Below are 20,226 nucleotides of genomic sequence, written 5' to 3'. Positions count from 1 at the left end.
GGTTTGGGCCGCACGCCTCTCGATGGTCTGAAAAAGATGCGTGATAATAAAGCATGCCCCGCTTGACGGCTAGCGCCGTCGGAGACCCTTGTAATGCCCGAGCAAGATCTACGTTTACAACAGCTGGAAGTCTGGCTGGATGAGCAGTTGCCGATCCTTTTCAACGCTCAAGACTGGGGTGCCGTACCCCCGGCCACATTGACCGCGGCCAGCAGCGACGCGAGTTTCAGGCGCTACTTCCGTTGGGAAGGCGGTGGCCGGACCTTCGTGGTCATGGACGCTCCACCCCCCCAGGAAAACTGCAAACCTTTCGTCGATATCGCTCATTTGCTGGCGAAGTCGGGAATAAATGTTCCAAAAATTTACGCAGAAGATTTGCCGCGAGGCTTTCTTTTGCTCAATGACCTGGGCAGAAAAACCTACCTGGACGTGATTGACGACAAAAACGCCGATCAATTGTTTGCCGATGCCATCGACGCCTTGCTGGCTTTCCAGCAACTGCCGATGGACGCGCCGCTGCCCAGCTATGACGTCGCCTTGCTGCGCCGCGAGCTCGAATTGTTTCCTGAGTGGTACGTGCGTCGGCACCTGGGTATCGAACTCGATACACAGCAACAAGCGCTTTGGCAGCGTGTCAGTGACCACCTCATTGACAGCGCCCTGGCGCAGCCGAAGGTGCTGGTGCACCGCGACTATATGCCACGCAACCTGATGATCAGCGAGCCGAACCCAGGCGTGCTGGATTTCCAGGACGCGGTCTACGGGCCGGTCACCTACGACATCACGTGTCTGTTCAAGGACGCCTTCCTCAGTTGGCCCAAGGCGCGCGTGCGGGATTGGCAGCGCGGCTATTGGGCGCGTGCCGGGCAACTGGGCATTCCAGTGCAGCCGGATTTCGAAGACTTCCTGCGCGCCAGCGATTTGATGGGCGTGCAGCGTCACCTCAAGGTCATCGGGATTTTCGCGCGCATTTGTCATCGCGACGGCAAGCCACGCTACCTGGCCGACGTGCCGCGCTTCTTTGCCTATATAGAAGCAGTGCTGGCGGACCGGCCGGAACTGAGCGAACTCGGTGAGCTGCTGGCCAGCCTGCGTCAGCCCGTCGAGGCGAGCGTATGAAGGCCATGATCCTGGCCGCCGGCAAAGGCGAGCGGATGCGTCCACTGACCTTGCACACGCCCAAGCCGCTGGTGCAGGCCGGCGGCAAGCGCTTGATCGAGTATCACTTGGAGGCGCTGGCCAAGGCTGGCTTCACCGAGATCGTGATCAACCACGCCTGGCTCGGCCAACAGATCGAAAGCTACCTGGGGGACGGTGCGCAGTTTGGCCTGCGCATCCGTTACTCCGCAGAGGGCGAGCCGCTGGAAACCGGCGGAGGAATTTTCCAGGCGTTGCCATTGCTGGGGGACGAACCTTTCCTGGTGGTCAATGGCGACATCTGGACCGATTACGACTTCACCCAGCTCAAGCAGCCGATCAAGGGCCTGGCCCATTTGGTGATGGTCGATAACCCGGCGCATCACCCTTCGGGTGGCGATTTCTACCTTGATCAAGGTTTGCTTCATGATGCAGCGGCCGGTGCCGATAACCTGACCTTCAGTGGCATTTCCGTCCTCGACCCCAAGCTGTTCGCGGGTTGCAGCGCGGGTGCCTTCAAGCTGGCGCCGCTGTTGCGGGCGGCCATGGCCAAAGGTCTGGTAACGGGGGAACACATGGCGGGACGCTGGATTGATGTCGGCACGCTGGAGCGCCTGGCGCAAGTCGAAACCCTGCTGACAGCGGGGCAGTAAGATGCTGTGGCCAGGGACGCTGATCGGCGCCGGGGCTGGCTTTGCCATTGCCAGTATTCCGGGGGCCATGTTGGGTGCACTGTTGGGGCAGGCGCTGGATCGCCGTCTGCAACTGCAGAGTTGGGCGCAATTGCGCGAGCGCCTGGGCGGGCGCCCGGCATTGCGCAATGACGAATTGTTGTTTGTGTTGCTGGGGCGCTTGGCCAAGAGCAATGGGCGAGTGGTGGATGGGCATATCCAGCAGGCGCGCCAGGAAATGCGCGCGCTGGACATGAGCGACTCAGCCCAGCGCCGTGCGATTGCGGCGTTCAATCGCGGCAAGTCCGGTTCCGATCGGGTTCGCAGTTATCTACGTGTGCTCAAGGCTCAACCTCATGCCGCGGAGGGTGTATTGCGCGCGTGTTGGCGCATGGTCTGGGCGGATGGCAAGGCGAGCGACGCCGAGCGCGTCCTGATCGACCTCTGGGGCAAGTGGCTGGGCTGGACGCCGCAGCAACTCCAGGCACTGGCCGCCGATTTTACGCCGGAGCGCAAGCCACTGGTCACTCGGGGCCCCACTTATCAGGATGCGTTGCGTTTGCTGGGCGTGACCGCCACTACCGAGCCGTCGATGATTAAACGGGCTTATCGCCGCCTGCTCAGTCGCCATCATCCGGACAAGATTGCCGGTACCGGCGCCAGCGCCGCGCAAGTGCGTGAGGCCACCGATCGTACTCGCGAGTTGCACAACGCCTATGCGTTGATCCGCGAACGCCGGGATTTCCGTTAGTTTTCACTTCCTCACGTTGATAACCCGTTCCCGTGTGGGAGCGGGCTTGCTCGCGAATGCGGTCTATCAGTATCCGATGCGCTGACGGACCCACCGCCTTCGCGAGCAAGCCCGCCCTCAAAGGAGACCTGCGGTGTGCCCTCAGTCGGCGCTTGCTTGCGGGCTCAGCCAGCCGCGAACCCTGCGATACAACTGCTCCTGGCCGGCATCACTGTTGCCGGGCAAGGTTTTCAACGACACCTGCTTATAGCCCTCATTCTTCAAACGCTTGGCCGCCTGGGCGCGGGCCAGGGCGTTTTTGCGCGATAGGGCTTGGTCTTGATAGAAAACATCGGCAGTCGGCAGTTTCAGGCCTGGGGCCAACTGCTGGACATCGGGATGGCGCCCGGTGGGCGTCTGCGCCGCCACCATGACGAACTTCTGCACCTGGGACGGTTGCTTCTCGCTCAGATAGCGCGCGGCCCACCAGGCGCCGGTACCATGGCCGAGCAGTACCACACTGCGCGCGCTCTGGGTCTGGGCGAAGGCCACGGCGGCGTCGATGCGGTCGAAAATGCGCGACGCATCGGTCTTGTCTTGCTCATCGGCGCCCGGCACCAGTGACGGGTCGGTGCCTTCGGCTTCGGCACTGGCGGCCTGCTCGATGGGTTTGTCGGCGGTGCTCGCTTCCTTGCTACTGGTGTCGACAGTGGCCTTGGGCGCTTCCATTACGCGCGGCGGCAGGGTGTCCACGCTCACGTCTGGCAGCGACAGGCTGAGGCTGCCCCAATTGGCATCCGGCAATTTGTGCCGCAACGGGCTGATTGCTTGCGGCCAGTCAGCGTTTTCGCCGGCGCCCGGTACGATAATCACCACGCCCTCGGGTTCGGCGCTGTTGGCCGGCTTCCACAGCGCCAGGAATGAATCGCTGCCGGCCTGCAATTGTTGCTGTTCCTGTTGCGGGATTTTGCGTGTAAGAAAGCTGGCTTCTTCCTGGCTACGCTCCGGCAGCGGCTGGCGCTCGACAGGTTTTTCGGCGGCAGGTGCAGGGGCGTCAGCGGCTTGTACAGAAAAGGCACTGGTAAAAAGCAGCGACAGGCACAATGCTGGCAGTGCCGAACGTTGGAAAAAGGGCATCGTTAATTCCCGGCCAGAAGTGATTCCAGCAGCCTAATGGGTTGGTCAGTATTTGTCAGTGATGTGAGACGTGGATCATGGTTTATCGCTGTCTGCTGGTTATCGGCTGTTTGTGCCTTGCCTTGATGGCCAATGCCGCCCCTGCGCCCGCTGCACCGCAGGCGCAGCTCACTGCCCAGCAACGCGAATGGCTGGCCCAGCACCCCGAGCTGCGGGTGGGGCTGGTGTTGCAGGCGCCTTACGCGCAATACGATCGGCGTTTGCAACGGCTGTCCGGGGCGAATGTCGAGTTGATGCAGTGGCTGGCCAAGGCCCTGAACATTGAGCTGACCTGGCGCAATTTTCCCAACCAGGAGCAACTGGAAGCCGCTGTGCGCGAAGGCGAAGTCGACGTCGCCCCCGGCCTGCAACAAACCCCGGCCGGCTTGCGCTTGTGGTTGTTCACCGACCCTTATATGCGCGTGCCGCAACACATCGTCGGCATCCGCGAGGGCGGCGGGGCCGTTGAGTTGGAAAAGCTCGATGAGCAATCCCGTGTCGCTGTGCGCATGCCCAGTGCCGTGGCCGATTACCTGCGCAGCACCTATCCCACCCTCAACCTGCAAGGCGTGCCAATGGAGCGCCAGGCCCTGCAGTTGTTGGTGAGCCAGCAGGCGCGTTACGCGGTGGTGGATGAAGCGCAGTTGAGCCGTTTGTCCGGGGAGGCCGAGTTTGCCGGGCTGGCGGTGGTGGGCGATATCGGCTTGCCGCAATTGTTGCGGGTGGCCACGCGTCGGGAATGGCCGGAACTGGCCGGCATCATGGAAAGCGCACTTCGCGCGATTCCCGCCCGCGACCTGGACCAATTGCACAGCCGCTGGCTGCAACCCAAGTACCCGCGCCTCACGGAATCCCCGGGCCTGTGGCAAAACCTCAGCCTGTTGCTGGGCCTGTTGCTGCTCGCCAGCCTGGCCGTCGTGGTCTGGCAGCGACGCCAGCAACGGGTGCTGGAGCAGGGCCTGCTTGCCGCTCGTGAAGAAAGCGCAGCCCGTGCCGCCGGTGCCGAAGCCTTGCGACTGACGCAGTTTTCCATCGATCAGAGCACTGTCGGTATCCTTTGGGTCAACTGGGACAGCCATGTGCGCTACGCCAACCGTGCCGCCGAAAACATGCTCGGCTACGGCCCCGGGGCGCTGATCGAGCGGCCGCTGGCCGACCTTGATCCAAGCCTGGACATGGACCGCTGGCTCAACCTGTGGAAGCGTGCGCGGGCCAGCGAAGACGGCCCGCAGAATTTTGCCACTGACTGCCGGCGAGCCGATGGCAGCATCCTGCCGACTAATGTGTCCTTGAGTTTTCTGCGGTTCGCCGAGGCCGAATACCTGGTGGTTTACCTTAATGACGTCACCGAGTTGCGCCGGACGTTGGCCGCGTTGCTGCAAAGTGAGGCGCAGTTACGCGAACTGTCCGCCCACCTGGAAACCGTGCGCGAAGAAGAGAAGGCTCGCATCGCCCGCGAGGTACACGACGAGCTTGGGCAAATGCTCACGGTGCTCAAGCTCGAAACCTCGATGTGCGAGCTGGCCTATGCGCAACTCGACCCCGGTTTGCACGAGCGTTTGAACAGCATGAAGCGCCTTATCGCCCAGCTGTTCCAGTTGGTGCGCGATGTGGCGACGGCGCTGCGGCCGCCGATTCTGGATGCCGGCATTGCCTCGGCCATCGAATGGCAGGCGCGGCGCTTTGAAGCACGTACGCAGATTCCCTGCCTGGTGCAGGTTCCGGATAACCTACCGGCTCTCAGCGATGCCAAGGCCATCGGCCTGTTCCGCATTTTGCAGGAGGCGCTGACCAATGTGATGCGCCATGCCCAGGCGCATACTGTGGAGCTGACCCTTGCCGTGGAGGGCGCGGATTTGCGACTGACCATCAGCGACGATGGCGTTGGTTTCATCCAGGCCCAGGGCCGCCCGGTGTCATTCGGGTTGGTGGGCATGCGCGAGCGGGTGCTGATCATGGGCGGGCAATTGAGCCTGGACAGCGAGTTGGGGGAGGGCACCACCCTGAGTGTCACGGTGCCGTTGGATGCATAACACCAAGAGGAAGTCCCTGTGATCCGCGTACTGGTAGCCGAAGACCACACCATCGTTCGTGAAGGCATCAAGCAATTGATCGGCCTGGCCAAAGACCTGTTGGTGGTTGGGGAAGCGAGCAATGGCGAGCAACTGCTGGAGACGTTGCGCCATGTGCCGTGCGAGGTGGTGCTGCTGGACATCTCGATGCCTGGCGTCAACGGCCTGGAAGCGATCGCGCGCATCCGTGCACTGAGCAATCCGCCGGCGATCCTGGTGTTGTCGATGCACGACGAAGCGCAGATGGCCGCCCGCGCCTTGAAGGTCGGCGCCGCCGGTTACGCCACCAAGGACAGCGACCCGGCGCTGTTGCTTACGGCAATCCGCAAGGTGGCGGCCGGCGGGCGTTACATCGACCCGGACCTGGCAGACCGGATGGTCTTCGAAGTCGGCCTCACCGATACGCGACCGTTGCATTCATTACTGTCCGAACGCGAGTTCTCGGTGTTCGAGCGCCTGGCCCAGGGCGCCAACGTCAACGACATCGCCCAGCAACTGGCGCTGAGCAGCAAGACCATCAGCACCCACAAGGCGCGACTGATGCAAAAGCTCAATATCACGTCCCTGGCGGAGTTGGTGAAGTACGCCATGGAACACAAGCTGCTCTAACCACATACCTGATAACGACACCGCGAAAACCCCGCCGAGCCCATTCTTGCCGCTTGCAGCTCGCCACTTGTCGCTGCACCGTCCCGTGCGCGCCATCCGTGTAGGGCGATCCCTACCCCAAACCTTCCATCCGGCTGATGCAATTCTCTCCTGGCCCCCGATTTCCGGGGCCTCGCGCCTGGACTACGCTTGTTCCACAGCAGTCCAAAATACAAAGGTGCGGGTATGAGCGAGGTGGATTCAAATGATGTGCTGGTCAGCTTTCGTGGCGTGCAGAAGAGCTACGACGGCGAGAACCTGATCGTCAAAGACCTCAACCTGGAGATTCGCAAGGGCGAGTTTCTGACCCTGCTCGGGCCGTCCGGTTCGGGCAAGACCACCAGCCTGATGATGCTCGCCGGCTTTGAGACGCCGACGGCTGGCGAAATCCAGCTGGCCGGGCGTTCCATTAACAACGTGCCACCGCATAAGCGCGACATCGGCATGGTGTTCCAGAACTACGCGCTGTTCCCGCACATGACCGTCGCCGAGAACCTCGCGTTCCCGCTGTCAGTGCGTGGCCTGAGCAAGACCGATATCAGTGAGCGGGTCAAACGCGTGCTCAGCATGGTCCAGCTCGACGCTTTTGCCCAGCGTTACCCGGCACAACTCTCCGGCGGCCAGCAACAGCGCGTGGCCTTGGCTCGGGCGCTGGTGTTTGAACCGCAGCTGGTGCTGATGGACGAACCCCTCGGCGCCCTGGACAAGCAACTGCGCGAACACATGCAGATGGAGATCAAGCACCTGCACCAGCGCCTGGGCGTGACCGTGGTGTACGTGACTCACGACCAGGGCGAAGCCTTGACCATGTCAGACCGGGTGGCGGTGTTCCATCAGGGCGAGATCCAGCAGATCGCTGCGCCGCGCACCTTGTATGAAGAACCGAAGAACACCTTTGTCGCCAACTTCATCGGCGAGAACAACCGCCTCAATGGCCGCCTGCACAGCCACACCGGCGAGCGCTGCGTGGTGGAGCTGGCGCGGGGCGAGAAGGTCGAGGCGCTGGCGGTGAATGTCGGCCAGGTCGGCGGCCCGGTGACCCTGTCGGTGCGCCCGGAGCGTGTCAGCCTCAATGGCTCCAGCGAAAGCTGCGTCAACCGCTTCTCTGGGCGGGTGGCGGAATTCATCTACCTGGGCGACCACGTGCGCGTGCGCCTGGAAGTCTGCGGCAAGACCGATTTTTTTGTGAAACAACCGATTGCCGAGCTGGACCCAGCCCTGGCGGTCGGCGACGTGGTACCGATTGGCTGGCAAGTCGAGCACGTTCGCGCACTCGACCCACTTCTAGAGGCGAATTGATCGCCCCCTGGCTTCACCAACCCTGCACGTGGAGAGAACAACAATGTTGAGTTCCTTGAAGTATTCCGTTTTGGCATTGAGCTTGATGGGTGCGACACAGGCCATGGCAGGCCCGGACCTGACGGTCGTGTCCTTTGGTGGCGCGAACAAGGCGGCCCAGGTCAAGGCCTTCTATGCACCGTGGGAAAGCGCGGGCAACGGCAAGATCGTCGCCGGTGAGTACAACGGTGAAATGGCCAAGGTCAAAGCCATGGTCGACACCAAGAGCGTGTCCTGGGACCTGGTGGAAGTGGAATCGCCGGAACTGTCCCGTGGCTGCGACGAGGACATGTTCGAGCCACTGGACCCGAAACTGTTCGGCAACACCGCCGACTACGTGAAGGGGGCGATCCAGCCGTGTGGCGTGGGCTTCTTCGTGTGGTCGACGGTGCTCGCGTACAACGCTGACAAGCTGGCATCCGCGCCAACCAGCTGGGCGGATTTCTGGGACACCAAGAAATTCCCTGGCAAGCGTGGCCTGCGCAAAGGCGCCAAGTACACCCTGGAATTCGCCTTGATGGCCGACGGCGTTGCGCCGAAAGACGTGTACAAAGTGCTGGCCGGCAAAGATGGCCAGGACCGTGCGTTCAAGAAACTCGACGAGCTCAAGCCGTCGATCCAGTGGTGGGAAGCCGGCGCACAACCGCCGCAGTACCTGGCCTCGGGTGACGTGGTGATGAGCTCGGCCTACAACGGCCGCATTGCTGCCGTGCAGAAAGAAAGCAACCTGAAAGTGGTGTGGAACGGCGGTATCTACGACTTCGACGCCTGGGCCATTCCTAAAGGCCTGGCCAAGGACCGTGCCGAGGCCGCGAAGAAATTCATCGCCTTCTCGGTGCAGCCGCAGCAGCAGAAGACCTACTCGGAAAACATCGCCTACGGCCCGGCCAACACCCAAGCCGTGCCGTTGCTGGCCAAGGACGTGCTGAAGGACATGCCGACCACCCCGGAAAACATCGCCAACCAAGTGCAGATCGATGTGAGCTTCTGGGCGGACAACGGCGAGCAACTGGAGCAGCGCTTCAATTCCTGGGCGGCCAAGTAACACCGCATACCCCTCTGGCGAAACCGCTTCATGTGGGAGCTGGCTTGCCTGCGATGCAGACACCTCGGTACAGCTGATGCACCGAGTTGATGCCATCGCAGGCAAGCCAGCTCCCACAGGGACCGTGTTGCCAAGGACCCAACCGTAGATTTTCCGGAGTCAGCCATGGCCATCGCCGTTCCCTCGAACGAGGTCAACAGCCCCACCCTCAAGCAGCGCCTGGCGCGTGCCGAGCGGCTCAATCGCTGGAAGGCCCAGGCCTTGATTGCGCCGCTGGTGCTGTTTTTGCTGCTGGTGTTCCTGGTGCCGATCGTAGCGCTGCTGTTCAAGAGCGTCGGCAACCCGGAAGTGGTGGGTGGGTTGCCGCGTACTGTAGTTGCGATCACGGCCTGGGACGGTCGTGGCTTGCCGGGCGAGCCGGTGTACCAGGCCCTCAGTGAGGACCTGGGCGAAGCGCGCAAAAACCAGACCCTGGGCGATCTGTCCAAACGCCTGAACATGGAACTGGCCGGCTACCGCAGCCTGCTGACCAAAACCGCGCGGGCGCTGCCGTTCAGCGAAGCGCCTGGCTCTTATAAAGAAGCGCTGGAAAACCTCGACGAACGCTGGGGCGACCCGGCTTACTGGCAGGCGATCCGGCGCAATACCAGCAGCCTGACACCGTTCTACCTGCTGGCGGCCGTCGATCACCGCATCGACGACCTCGGTGAAGTGGCGCCGGCCACGCCGGACCAGGCGATCTACCTGGACATCTTCGCCCGCACCTTCTGGATGGGCCTGGTGATCACTGCGGTCTGCCTGCTGTTGGCCTATCCGCTGGCCTACCTACTGGCCAATCTGCCGGCACGCAAGAGCAACTTGCTGATGATCCTGGTGTTGCTACCGTTCTGGACCTCGATCCTTGTACGGGTGGCGGCGTGGATCGTGTTGCTGCAGTCCGGTGGCCTGATCAACAGTGCACTGATGGGCATGGGCCTGATCGATAAGCCGCTGGAGCTGGTGTTCAACCGCACCGGGGTCTACATCTCCATGGTGCATATCTTGCTGCCGTTCATGATCCTGCCGATCTACAGCGTGATGAAGGGCATTTCGCCCACCTATATGCGCGCGGCGATTTCCCTGGGCTGCCACCCGTTCGCCAGTTTCTGGCGCGTGTACTTCCCGCAAACCTACGCCGGTATCGGTGCCGGCTGCCTGTTGGTGTTCATCCTGGCAATTGGTTACTACATCACCCCGGCACTGCTGGGCAGCCCGAACGATCAGATGGTCAGCTACTTCGTGGCGTTCTACACCAACACCAGCATCAACTGGGGCATGGCCACGGCACTGGGCGGCTTGCTGCTGCTGGCTACCGTGGTGCTGTACCTGATCTACAACCGGCTGGTGGGCGCCAGTCGCCTGCGCCTGAGCTAAGGAGACCTTGCGATGCTGAGCCCTTATATGTCGCCCGTTGAGCGGGTGTGGTTCTACAGCTTACGGATCCTCTGCGGCTTGATCCTGTTGTTTTTGATTCTGCCGGTGCTGGTGATCATCCCGCTGTCGTTCAACAGCGGCAGTTTCCTGGTGTACCCGCTGCAAGGCTTCTCGCTGCACTGGTACCAGGACTTCTTCGCCTCCGCCGAGTGGATGCGTGCGTTGAAGAACAGCATCATCGTCGCCCCTGCGGCCACGGTGCTGGCCATGGTGTTCGGCACCCTGGCGGCGATCGGCCTGACCCGCGGCAATTTCCCCGGCAAGGCACTGGTGATGGCGCTGGTGATTTCGCCGATGGTAGTGCCGGTGGTGATCATCGGCGTGGCCAGTTACCTGTTCTTCGCGCCGCTGGGCTTGGGCAACAGCTTCTTCTCGCTGATCGTGGTGCATGCGGTGCTGGGCGTGCCGTTCGTGATCATCACCGTGTCCGCCACGTTGCAGGGGTTCAACCATAACCTGGTGCGGGCGGCCGCCAGCCTCGGAGCCTCGCCACTCACGGCATTCCGCCGGGTGACCTTGCCGTTGATCGCGCCAGGCGTGATTTCTGGGGCGCTGTTTGCCTTCGCCACCTCGTTTGATGAAGTGGTAGTAACGCTGTTCCTCGCCGGCCCCGAGCAAGCGACCCTGCCGCGCCAGATGTTCAGCGGCATCCGCGAAAACCTCAGCCCGACGATTGCGGCGGCGGCGACCCTGTTGATTGCCTTCTCGGTGTTGCTGTTGCTGACCCTCGAATGGCTGCGCGGCCGTAGCGAGAAACTGCGTACCGCCCAGGTCTGAGCGGGTAAACGCGATCACCTGTGGGAGCTGGCTTGCCTGCGATTGCATCGCCGCGGTTTGCCTGCCATACCGAGTCGCCTGAATCGCAGGCAAGCCAGCTCCCACATAAACCGTGCCCGCGTTGAGTCACCTGACCATTCAGACCCTGAATGCTAGGCAACCCAAAATCCCGAGCTACTCTTGTGCCAGCCCATCACTTAATAAGAGGCCGCGCACATGAGTACTTCCTCATTCAAGATCGCCCACAAACTGTTGACCGGCGCTGGCGCCATCGAACAACTGGCCTTTGAGCTAGCCCGCCTGGATGTGGATAACCCGCTGATCGTCACCGACGCTGCGCTGGTCAAGTCCGGCACGGTGGCGCTGGCCCTTGAACACCTGGGCGAACGCACTTACGAGATTTTCGACCGGGTGTTGCCCGACCCGGAAATCGCCATTGTCGAAGACTGCATGCGCGTTTACCGCGAGGGCGGGCACGACGGCCTGATCGGCGTGGGCGGCGGCAGTGCCATTGATATCGCCAAAAGTGTTGCGGCCTATGCCGGTTATCACGGCGCGCTGTCCGACTTGTTCGGCGTCGACCAGGTGCCACGCAAGGGCCCGCCGCTGATCGCTATCCCGACTACCGCCGGCACCGGTTCGGAGGTGACCAATGTGGCGATCCTCTCCGACAAGGTCGCGCAGCTGAAAAAAGGCATCGTCAGCGATTACCTGCTGCCGGATGTGGCGCTGATCAGCCCGCAGATGACCCTCACCTGCCCGCGCAGTGTTACCGCCGCCAGTGGTGTCGATGCGCTGGTGCATGCCATCGAATCCTACCTGTCGCTGAATGCCTCGCCGATCACTGATGCGTTGGCGATTGGCGCGATCAAGCTGATCGCCAATGCATTGCCCAAGGCCTACGCCAACCCGGCCAACCTGCAGGCCCGCGACGACATGGCCACTGCCAGCCTGATGGCCGGCATGGCGTTCGGCAATGCCGGTGTGGGGGCGGTGCATGCGTTGGCGTATCCGCTGGGTGGGCGCTTCAATATCGCCCACGGCGTGAGCAATGCGTTGTTGCTGCCCTACGTGATGCACTGGAACAAGCTGGCCTGTGTCGAGCGCATGCAGGACATCGCTCAGGCGATGGGCGTGAATGTCACCGGCTTGAGCGTCAACGATGCCGCCGACCAGGCCGTCGAGGCGATGACGCGACTGTGTGCCGCAGTGGAGATCCCGGCGGGCTTGCGCAGTTTCGGGGTGCCCGAGGACGCGATCCCAGCCATGGCGGTAGAAGCGGCGGGTATTGAGCGCTTGATGCGCAACAATCCACGCAAGCTCAGCGCGGCCGATATCGAGAAAATCTATCGGGCGGCTTACTAACCGTTGAGTTAGGTCACGGTGCGCGCGGCAAAGCATGAGGTATACAATGCGCGCCATCGTGATTTAGCTCAAAAAAGGTGCGTCATGCAGCCCTTCGTCATTGCTCCATCGATTCTCTCCGCCGACTTCGCCCGCCTGGGTGAGGAAGTGGACAAGGTGTTGGCCGCGGGTGCCGACTTCGTGCACTTCGATGTCATGGACAACCACTACGTGCCCAACCTGACCATCGGCCCGATGGTCTGCGCCGCGTTGCGCAAGTACGGCATCACTGCGCCGATTGATGCGCACCTGATGGTCAGCCCGGTGGATCGCATCATCGGCGACTTCGTTGACGCCGGCGCGACCTACATCACTTTCCACCCGGAAGCCTCGCTGCACGTCGACCGCACCCTGCAACTGATCCGCGAAGGCGGCTGCAAGGCGGGCCTGGTGTTCAACCCGGCCACACCGTTGAGCGTGCTTGAGTACGTGATGGACAAGGTCGACATGATCCTGCTGATGAGCGTCAACCCAGGCTTCGGTGGGCAGAAGTTCATCCCCGGCACGCTGAACAAGTTGCGCGAAGCCCGCGCGCTGATCGACGCTTCGGGCCGTGACATCCGCCTGGAAATCGACGGCGGGGTCAACGTCAACAACATCCGCGAAATCGCCGCGGCGGGCGCCGACACCTTCGTGGCCGGCTCGGCGATCTTCAACGCGCCGGACTACCAGGAAGTCATCGACAAGATGCGCGCCGAACTGGCGCTGGCGCGTCCATGAGCGGCTTTGAGCAGCTGTTCCCCGGCAAATTGCCACGGCTGGTGATGTTCGATCTGGACGGTACCTTGATCGACTCGGTGCCCGACCTGGCGGCGGCGGTGGACGAGATGCTGCTCAAGCTGGGCCGCAAGCCGGCCGGGATCGAGTCGGTGCGCGAATGGGTCGGCAACGGCGTGCAGATGCTGGTGCGCCGGGCCTTGGCCAACAATATCGACGCCGAAGGCGTGGATGAAGTCGAGGCCGAACACGCCCTGGAACTGTTCAACGCCGCCTATGAAGATGGCCATGAACTGACCGTGGTCTACCCCGGCGTGCGCGACACCCTCAAGTGGCTGAGCAAGCAGGGCGTGGAAATGGCCCTGATCACCAACAAGCCGGAGCGCTTCGTCGCGCCATTGTTGGACCAGATGAAAATCGGCCGTTATTTCCGCTGGATCATCGGCGGCGATACCCTGCCGCAGAAAAAGCCCGACCCGGCGGCGCTGTTTTTCGTGATGAAAATGGCCAATATCCCGGCCTCGCAGTCGTTGTTTGTCGGCGATTCACGCAGTGATGTGCTGGCGGCAAAGGCTGCGGGCGTGCAGTGCGTGGCCCTCAGCTACGGCTATAACCATGGTCGGCCGATCGCCGAAGAGTCGCCATCACTCGTGATTGATGACCTGCGCCTGTTAATCCCCGGTTGCTTGGGAGCTGGCGCTGAGATAACGTTGCCCGATACCGATCCGTCCCCTTCTGGAAATTCCATCGTGGTGGTCACTCGCAAACTCTGGATGAAAGTCATCAAGGCCCTGGCCCGCTGGCGTTGGCGCGCCTGACTGATCCTGGCCGCACTCTGCGGCGCGTTTGCATACCTGACTGTTAGACCCTCAAGCCACGAGGCATATGATGACCCGCGAAGAATTCCTGCGTTTGGCCGCTGCCGGCTATAACCGCATTCCCCTGGCCTGCGAAACCCTGGCCGACTTCGACACGCCGCTGTCGATCTACCTGAAACTGGCCGACGAGCCGAACTCTTACCTGCTCGAATCGGTACAGGGCGGCGAGAAGTGGGGGCGTTACTCGATCATCGGCCTGCCGTGCCGTACGGTGCTGCGCGTGCACGACCATCATGTGAGCATTACCCATGATGGCGTCGAGATCGAAAACCATGATGTAGAAGACCCGTTGGCGTTCGTCGAAGCGTTCAAGGCGCGCTACAACGTGCCGACCATTGCTGGTCTGCCGCGTTTCAACGGCGGCCTGGTGGGTTACTTCGGTTATGACTGCGTGCGTTATGTGGAAAAACGCTTGGGCAAATGCCCGAACCCGGATCCGCTGGGCGTGCCGGACATTCTGCTGATGGTTTCCGATGCCGTGGTGGTGTTCGATAACCTCGCCGGCAAGATGCACGCGATCGTACTCGCCGATCCATCCCAGGAGGACGCGTTCGAGCAAGGCCGTGCCAGCCTCGAAGCCCTGCTGGATAAATTGCGCCAGCCGATTACCCCGCGTCGCGGCCTGGACCTCAGCCGTCCGCCGGCAGCCGACCCGGTGTTCCGCTCCAGCTTTACCCAGGATGACTACGAGCGTGCGGTCGATACCATCAAGGAATACATCCTTGCCGGTGACTGCATGCAGGTGGTGCCGTCGCAGCGTATGTCCATCGATTTCAAGGCCGCGCCGATCGATCTGTACCGCGCGCTGCGCTGCTTCAACCCGACGCCGTACATGTACTTCTTCAATTTTGGCGACTTCCACGTGGTGGGCAGTTCGCCGGAAGTGCTGGTGCGTGTCGAAGACAACCTGATCACCGTACGCCCGATCGCCGGTACGCGCCCACGCGGTGCGACCGAAGAGGCCGACCTGGCGCTGGAAGAAGACCTGTTGAGCGACGACAAGGAAATCGCCGAGCACCTGATGCTCATCGACCTGGGCCGTAACGATACCGGGCGTGTCTCGGAAATCGGTTCCGTGAAGCTCACCGAGAAGATGGTGATCGAGCGTTATTCGAATGTGATGCACATTGTGTCCAACGTCACCGGCGAGCTGAAAGCCGGGCTGACAGCAATGGACGCACTGCGCGCGATTCTGCCGGCAGGCACCTTGTCGGGTGCGCCGAAGATCCGCGCGATGGAAATCATCGACGAACTGGAGCCGGTCAAACGCGGTGTCTATGGCGGCGCCGTGGGTTATTTCGCCTGGAACGGTAACATGGACACGGCCATTGCGATCCGCACGGCCGTGATCAAGGACGGGGAGTTGCACGTGCAGGCCGGCGGCGGGATTGTTGCCGACTCAGTGCCGGCCCTCGAATGGGAAGAAACCCTGAACAAGCGCCGCGCGATGTTCCGCGCCGTTGCGCTGGCTGAACAGACCCCTAATTCTTGAGGTTTCCCCCATGTTGCTGATGATTGATAACTACGATTCCTTTACCTACAACGTTGTGCAGTACCTGGGTGAGTTGGGTGCCGAGGTCAAGGTAGTGCGCAATGACGAACTGACCGTGGCCGAGATCGCTGCGCTGAACCCGGAGCGCATCGTGGTTTCGCCAGGCCCGTGCACGCCGACCGAGGCGGGTATTTCCCTGGAGGCGATCAAGTATTTCGCCGGCAAGCTGCCGATCCTGGGCGTGTGCCTGGGCCACCAGTCCATTGGCCAGGCCTTTGGTGGTGAAGTGGTGCGCGCGCGTCAAGTGATGCACGGCAAGACCAGCCCAGTGTTTCATCATGATCTAGGGGTGTTCCATGGGCTTAACTTGCCCGTGACGGTGACCCGCTACCACTCGCTGGTGGTCAAGCGCGAAACCCTGCCGGAATGCCTGGAGCTGACTGCCTGGACCCAACTGGAAGATGGCTCCGTCGACGAGATCATGGGCCTGCGCCACAAGACACTGAATATCGAAGGGGTGCAATTTCACCCCGAGTCGATCCTGACCGAGCAGGGCTACGAGCTGTTCGCCAACTTTCTCAAGCAGAGCGGCGGCACGCGCTAAGGACTTTCCATGGATATCAAGACTGCCCTGAGCCGTATCGTCGGCCACCTGGACCTGAGCACCGCTGAAATGAGCGATGTCATGCGCGAGATCATGACCGGTCAATGCACTGATGCGCAGATCGGCGCGTTCATGATGGCGATGCGCATGAAGAGCGAAAGCATCGACGAGATCGTCGGCGCCGTATCGGTGATGCGCGAGCTGGCGGACAAGGTTGAGCTCAAGACCCTCGACGGTGTTGTGGACGTGGTCGGCACCGGCGGTGACGGTGCGAACATCTTCAACGTCTCGACCGCTTCTTCTTTTGTCGTCGCGGCAGCGGGTTGCACCGTGGCCAAGCATGGTAACCGCGCCGTGTCCGGCAAAAGCGGCAGTGCCGACTTGCTGGAAGCGGCGGGTATCTACTTGAATTTGACCCCGGTACAAGTGGCGCGCTGCATCGACAATGTCGGTATTGGCTTCATGTTTGCCCAGTCCCACCATGGCGCAATGAAGCACGCCGCCGGCCCGCGCAAGGACCTTGGCCTGCGCACCTTGTTCAACATGCTCGGCCCGCTTACGAATCCGGCCGGTGTGAAACACCAGGTGGTGGGCGTGTTCAGCCAGGCGTTGTGCCGGCCATTGGCCGAAGTGCTGCAGCGCCTGGGCAGCAAGCATGTGCTGGTGGTGCATTCCAAGGACGGCCTGGACGAATTCAGCCTGGCGGCACCGACCTTCGTGGCGGAGCTGAAGAATGACCAGGTCACCGAATACTGGGTCGAGCCGGAAGACCTGGGCATGAAGAGCCAGAGCCTGCACGGCCTGGCAGTGGAAAGCCCGGCGGCGTCTCTGGAACTGATTCGTGATGCCCTGGGGCGTCGCAAGACCGAAAACGGTCAAAAAGCCGCTGAGATGATTGTTTTGAATGCGGGCGCTGCACTGTATGCGGCCGACCATGCCTATAGTCTTAAGGAAGGTGTCGCCTTGGCCCACGATGCGCTGCACACCGGTCTGGCTCGCGAGAAGCTCGAAGAGCTGGGAGCATTCACCGCAGTATTCAAGATGGAGAATGAAGGATGAGTGTGCCGACCGTTCTGGAAAAGATCCTGGCTCGCAAGGCTGAAGAAGTCGCCGAACGCCGTGCTCGCGTGAGCCTCGCCGAGCTGGAAGAGCAGGCGAAGGTCGCTGATGCGCCACGTGGCTTTGCCAACGCGTTGATCAAGCAGGCCAAGGAAAAACAGCCCGCCGTCATTGCTGAAATCAAGAAGGCTTCGCCTAGCAAGGGCGTCATTCGCGAAGTATTCATCCCTGAAGACATAGCCAAGAGCTATGAGAAGGGCGGGGCGACGTGCCTGTCGGTGCTGACTGATATCGACTACTTCCAGGGCTCCGACCTGTTCCTCCAGCAGGCCCGTGCCGCGTGCAAGTTGCCAGTGATCCGCAAGGATTTCATGGTCGACCCTTACCAGATCGTCGAAGCCCGTGCCCTGGGCGCCGACTGTGTGCTGCTGATCGTCTCCGCGCTGGATGACGTGAAGATGGCCGAGCTGGCGGCCGTGGCCAAAAGCGTCGGCCTGGACGTGCTGGTGGAAGTGCACGACGGCGATGAGCTGGAGCGCGCACTGAAAACCCTCGACACACCGCTGGTAGGGGTCAACAACCGTAACCTGCACACCTTCGAAGTCAGCCTGGAAAACACCCTCGACCTGCTGCCGCGCATCCCGCGTGACCGTCTGGTAATTACCGAGAGTGGCATCGTCAACCGTGCCGATGTAGAGCTGATGGAGATCAGTGGCGTGTATTCCTTCCTGGTGGGCGAGACCTTCATGCGTGCCGAGAACCCGGGAGCTGAATTGCAGCGCCTATTCTTCCCGGAGCGTGGTGTGGCGGTCAGCGGTTCGACACTGGATTGATTTGAAACGCTGCCATCATTTGGAATGCAGTCTAAATGTGGGAGCGGGCTTGCTCGCGAAAGCGGTGTGTCAGTCAATATATTCATTGCTGTCTTACCGCATTCGCGAGCAAGCCCGCTCCCACAATTTGTTCGGTGTTCATTCAGAGAGGTAGGTGTTGATGGTTAAGCCGCAAGCGATGACTGTTGAAGCCGGTCTTGCCGCCGAGCAAGCCTTGTTGGCGGCTGTTTGCGCTGGCGAACAAGAGTTCGGCTTGCTGTTCTGGCAACCCAGCGACCAAGCCTTGGTCATGCCGCGTCGTTTGAGCCGCTTGCCGGCATTTGAGACCGCCAGCCAGGTTTCCGCGGATGCCGGTTGGCCGGTATTGTTGCGTGAAACCGGTGGAGAACCGGTGCCGCAGTCGAATGCGACGGTCAACATCGCCCTGGTCTATGCTCCGCCGCGCAGCGAAGGCGATCAGAACCGTATCGAAACCGGTTATTTGCGTTTATGCCAACCGATCTGCGATTTGCTGACCGAGTTGGGAGGCGATGCCTCCGTCGGTGAAATCGACGGTGCGTTTTGCGACGGTCGCTACAACGTCAACCTTAACGGCCGCAAAATGGTCGGCACGGCCCAGCGCTGGCGACAAAGTGGTGGTCGCCCGGTGGGGTTGGTGCACGGTGCGCTGTTGTTGGAGAACGATCGCGAAGAGCTGATCGCGGCAGTCAACCGCTTCAATCAAGCCTGCGGCCTCGACCAGCGGGTGCGTGCCGACAGCCATATCGCCCTGCACGAAGCCTTCCCTGCACCGGATGCGATCAGCCGGCTGGACACCTTGTACCGTCAAATGTTGGCCAGCTTCCTGCCGGTTTAACGGGTACCGAACACCACCATCGTCTTGCCTTTGACGTGGACCAGGTTGCGTTCTTCCAGGTCCTTGAGCACGCGACCGACCATCTCCCGTGAACAGCCGACAATACGCCCGATTTCCTGGCGCGTGACCTTGATCTGCATGCCGTCAGGGTGTGTCATGGCGTCGGGCTGTTTGCACAAATCCAGCAAGCAGCGGGCGACACGACCGGTGACATCAAAGAATGCCAGGTCGCCGACCTTACGCGTGGTGTCCCGCAGGCGCTGGGCAATCTGGCCGCTGAGGGCGTAGAGGATGTCGGGATCCTGCTGGGCCAGCTCGCGGAATTTGGCGTAGCTGATCTCGGCCACTTCGCACTCGACCTTGGCCCGCACCCAGGCACTGCGTTCCTGTTCCTTGCCAGCTTGTTCGAACAGCCCCAACTCCCCAAAGAAATCCCCGGTGTTCAGATAGGCAATGATCATTTCACGGCCATCTTCGTCCTCGATCAGGATGGTGACCGAGCCTTTGATAATGAAGAACAGTGTTTCGGAACGCTCGCCGGCGCAGATGATGTTGTGCTTGGCCGGATGACGACGGCGCTGGCAATGCATCAACAGTTTGTCGAGATTCTTGATCTTGGGTATGGGAGTAAGGGCAACCATGGTTGTGTCCCGAAAAGACTGCGCGAGGTAGATGGAGTTGTTGTATTCATCGGTATCGGCATTGATACACGGTGCATAAAGGGTGGCAATACGCCATCGATTTGGCGCCAGCTTAACAGACACATTCTGTCTCGATTAGCCAAATTTCACGTAAACCGTGCTATTGATCGCTTTTGTCGCAAACGCTGACGCAGGCGGGCCCTGTGCTAAGCTGGCGACCCTTTTTTAGCAGTGGAGTCTGGGCGATGAAGGCACGCATCCAATGGGCGGGCGAAGCCATGTTCCTCGGTGAGTCGGGCAGTGGCCATGTGGTGGTCATGGACGGCCCGCCGGAAGCCGGTGGCCGTAACCTGGGCGTACGCCCGATGGAAATGCTCCTGCTTGGTGTGGGCGGTTGCAGCAATTTCGACGTGGTCAGCATCCTTAAAAAGTCTCGCCAGGCCGTGGAGAGCTGCGAAGCGTTCCTGGAAGCCGAGCGTGCCACTGAAGACCCCAAGGTGTTTACCAAGATCCACATGCATTTCGTGGTGAAGGGCCGGGCGCTGAAAGAAGCCCAGGTCAAGCGTGCTATCGAACTGTCGGCCGAAAAGTACTGCTCGGCCTCCATCATGCTCGGTGCGGCCGGTGTGGCCATCACCCATGATTACGAAATCATCGAGTTGGGTTGATCGCTCA

General features: G+C 61.4%; 20 protein-coding genes. 18 read left to right on the top strand and 2 right to left on the bottom strand.

Annotated elements, in window-relative coordinates:
- The first annotated feature begins 93 nt into the window (after positions 1–93).
- The 3 genes from KUA23_RS27340 to KUA23_RS27330 are packed head-to-tail and all read left to right on the top strand — an operon-like array spanning position 94 to position 2,559.
- Entirely contained in the window at positions 94–1,119 is a 1,026-nt protein-coding gene (locus KUA23_RS27340) for an aminoglycoside phosphotransferase family protein (RefSeq protein WP_099493039.1), read from the top strand.
- Complete coding sequence (murU, locus tag KUA23_RS27335) at positions 1,116–1,790, top strand: N-acetylmuramate alpha-1-phosphate uridylyltransferase MurU (RefSeq protein WP_078050420.1); 675 nt, start codon at positions 1,116–1,118, stop codon at positions 1,788–1,790. Before KUA23_RS27340 ends, murU begins: the two co-directional genes overlap by 4 nt.
- A gap of 1 nt (position 1,791) precedes the next feature.
- Positions 1,792–2,559, top strand: coding sequence for a TerB family tellurite resistance protein (locus tag KUA23_RS27330; protein WP_252993137.1), 768 nt, complete (start codon positions 1,792–1,794; stop codon positions 2,557–2,559).
- Positions 2,560–2,700: 141 nt separating this feature from the next.
- Here KUA23_RS27330 and KUA23_RS27325 read toward each other — a convergent pair whose 3' ends face one another.
- Positions 2,701–3,675 carry an alpha/beta hydrolase family protein gene (locus tag KUA23_RS27325; protein WP_099493037.1) on the bottom strand — a complete coding sequence of 325 codons (975 nt, stop codon included), beginning with the start codon at positions 3,673–3,675 and terminating at the stop codon, positions 2,701–2,703.
- Between the two features lie 77 nt (positions 3,676–3,752).
- Here KUA23_RS27325 and KUA23_RS27320 point away from each other — a divergent pair, with 77 nt between their 5' ends.
- From KUA23_RS27320 to KUA23_RS27255, 14 genes are all read left to right on the top strand, one after another.
- Positions 3,753–5,747: a PAS domain-containing sensor histidine kinase gene (locus KUA23_RS27320; RefSeq protein ID WP_252993136.1), complete on the top strand. Its 1,995-nt coding sequence runs from the start codon at positions 3,753–3,755 to the stop codon at positions 5,745–5,747.
- Between the two features lie 18 nt (positions 5,748–5,765).
- A complete protein-coding gene (locus KUA23_RS27315; protein ID WP_017739608.1) occupies positions 5,766–6,395 on the top strand; it encodes a response regulator in 630 nt (209 codons plus the stop codon).
- Positions 6,396–6,620: 225 nt separating this feature from the next.
- Entirely contained in the window at positions 6,621–7,733 is a 1,113-nt protein-coding gene (locus tag KUA23_RS27310; RefSeq protein WP_058424775.1) for an ABC transporter ATP-binding protein, read from the top strand.
- A 43-nt stretch (positions 7,734–7,776) separates the two neighbouring features.
- On the top strand, positions 7,777–8,817 hold the full coding sequence (locus KUA23_RS27305; RefSeq protein ID WP_010206957.1) for an ABC transporter substrate-binding protein: 1,041 nt from the start codon (positions 7,777–7,779) through the stop codon (positions 8,815–8,817).
- A 165-nt stretch (positions 8,818–8,982) separates the two neighbouring features.
- Positions 8,983–10,230 (top strand): ABC transporter permease, encoded by a 1,248-nt coding sequence (locus KUA23_RS27300; RefSeq protein ID WP_252993135.1) that lies wholly within the window; start codon positions 8,983–8,985, stop codon positions 10,228–10,230.
- Between the two features lie 12 nt (positions 10,231–10,242).
- Entirely contained in the window at positions 10,243–11,067 is an 825-nt protein-coding gene (locus KUA23_RS27295) for an ABC transporter permease (protein ID WP_017739612.1), read from the top strand.
- 216 nt (positions 11,068–11,283) lie between these two features.
- Positions 11,284–12,432, top strand: coding sequence for an iron-containing alcohol dehydrogenase (locus tag KUA23_RS27290; RefSeq protein ID WP_252993134.1), 1,149 nt, complete (start codon positions 11,284–11,286; stop codon positions 12,430–12,432).
- Positions 12,433–12,516: 84 nt separating this feature from the next.
- Entirely contained in the window at positions 12,517–13,191 is a 675-nt protein-coding gene (gene rpe / locus KUA23_RS27285) for a ribulose-phosphate 3-epimerase (RefSeq protein WP_046035020.1), read from the top strand.
- Positions 13,188–14,006, top strand: a complete 819-nt coding sequence (locus tag KUA23_RS27280) for a phosphoglycolate phosphatase (protein ID WP_028618148.1) — start codon at positions 13,188–13,190, stop codon at positions 14,004–14,006. The genes rpe and KUA23_RS27280 overlap by 4 nt, the downstream gene beginning before the upstream one ends.
- 70 nt (positions 14,007–14,076) lie before the next feature.
- Complete coding sequence (gene trpE, locus KUA23_RS27275) at positions 14,077–15,558, top strand: anthranilate synthase component I (RefSeq protein ID WP_100492020.1); 1,482 nt, start codon at positions 14,077–14,079, stop codon at positions 15,556–15,558.
- Positions 15,559–15,568: 10 nt separating this feature from the next.
- A complete protein-coding gene (locus tag KUA23_RS27270; RefSeq protein ID WP_100492021.1) occupies positions 15,569–16,162 on the top strand; it encodes an aminodeoxychorismate/anthranilate synthase component II in 594 nt (197 codons plus the stop codon).
- A 9-nt stretch (positions 16,163–16,171) separates the two neighbouring features.
- Positions 16,172–17,221, top strand: a complete 1,050-nt coding sequence (gene trpD / locus KUA23_RS27265) for an anthranilate phosphoribosyltransferase (RefSeq protein ID WP_029296763.1) — start codon at positions 16,172–16,174, stop codon at positions 17,219–17,221.
- On the top strand, positions 17,218–18,054 hold the full coding sequence (trpC, locus tag KUA23_RS27260) for an indole-3-glycerol phosphate synthase TrpC (RefSeq protein WP_078050411.1): 837 nt from the start codon (positions 17,218–17,220) through the stop codon (positions 18,052–18,054). The genes trpD and trpC overlap by 4 nt, the downstream gene beginning before the upstream one ends.
- Positions 18,055–18,214: 160 nt before the next feature.
- Positions 18,215–18,910, top strand: a complete 696-nt coding sequence (locus KUA23_RS27255) for a lipoyl protein ligase domain-containing protein (RefSeq protein ID WP_252993133.1) — start codon at positions 18,215–18,217, stop codon at positions 18,908–18,910.
- On the opposite strand, the gene crp is transcribed toward KUA23_RS27255, so the two are convergent.
- A complete protein-coding gene (gene crp, locus KUA23_RS27250; protein WP_078051000.1) occupies positions 18,907–19,551 on the bottom strand; it encodes a cAMP-activated global transcriptional regulator CRP in 645 nt (214 codons plus the stop codon). The two genes, KUA23_RS27255 and crp, sit on opposite strands and share 4 nt — an antisense overlap.
- Positions 19,552–19,796: 245 nt before the next feature.
- Between crp and KUA23_RS27245 the strand changes: the two genes are divergently transcribed.
- Complete coding sequence (locus KUA23_RS27245) at positions 19,797–20,219, top strand: OsmC family protein (RefSeq protein WP_005792019.1); 423 nt, start codon at positions 19,797–19,799, stop codon at positions 20,217–20,219.
- Positions 20,220–20,226: the final 7 nt, after the last annotated feature.

Origin of the sequence: Pseudomonas pergaminensis, assembly GCF_024112395.2 — a bacterium.
GTDB lineage: Bacteria > Pseudomonadota > Gammaproteobacteria > Pseudomonadales > Pseudomonadaceae > Aquipseudomonas > Aquipseudomonas pergaminensis.
The sequence above is the reverse complement of the archived record's forward strand: the minus strand, read 5'-3'. Positions and strand labels throughout refer to the sequence as shown.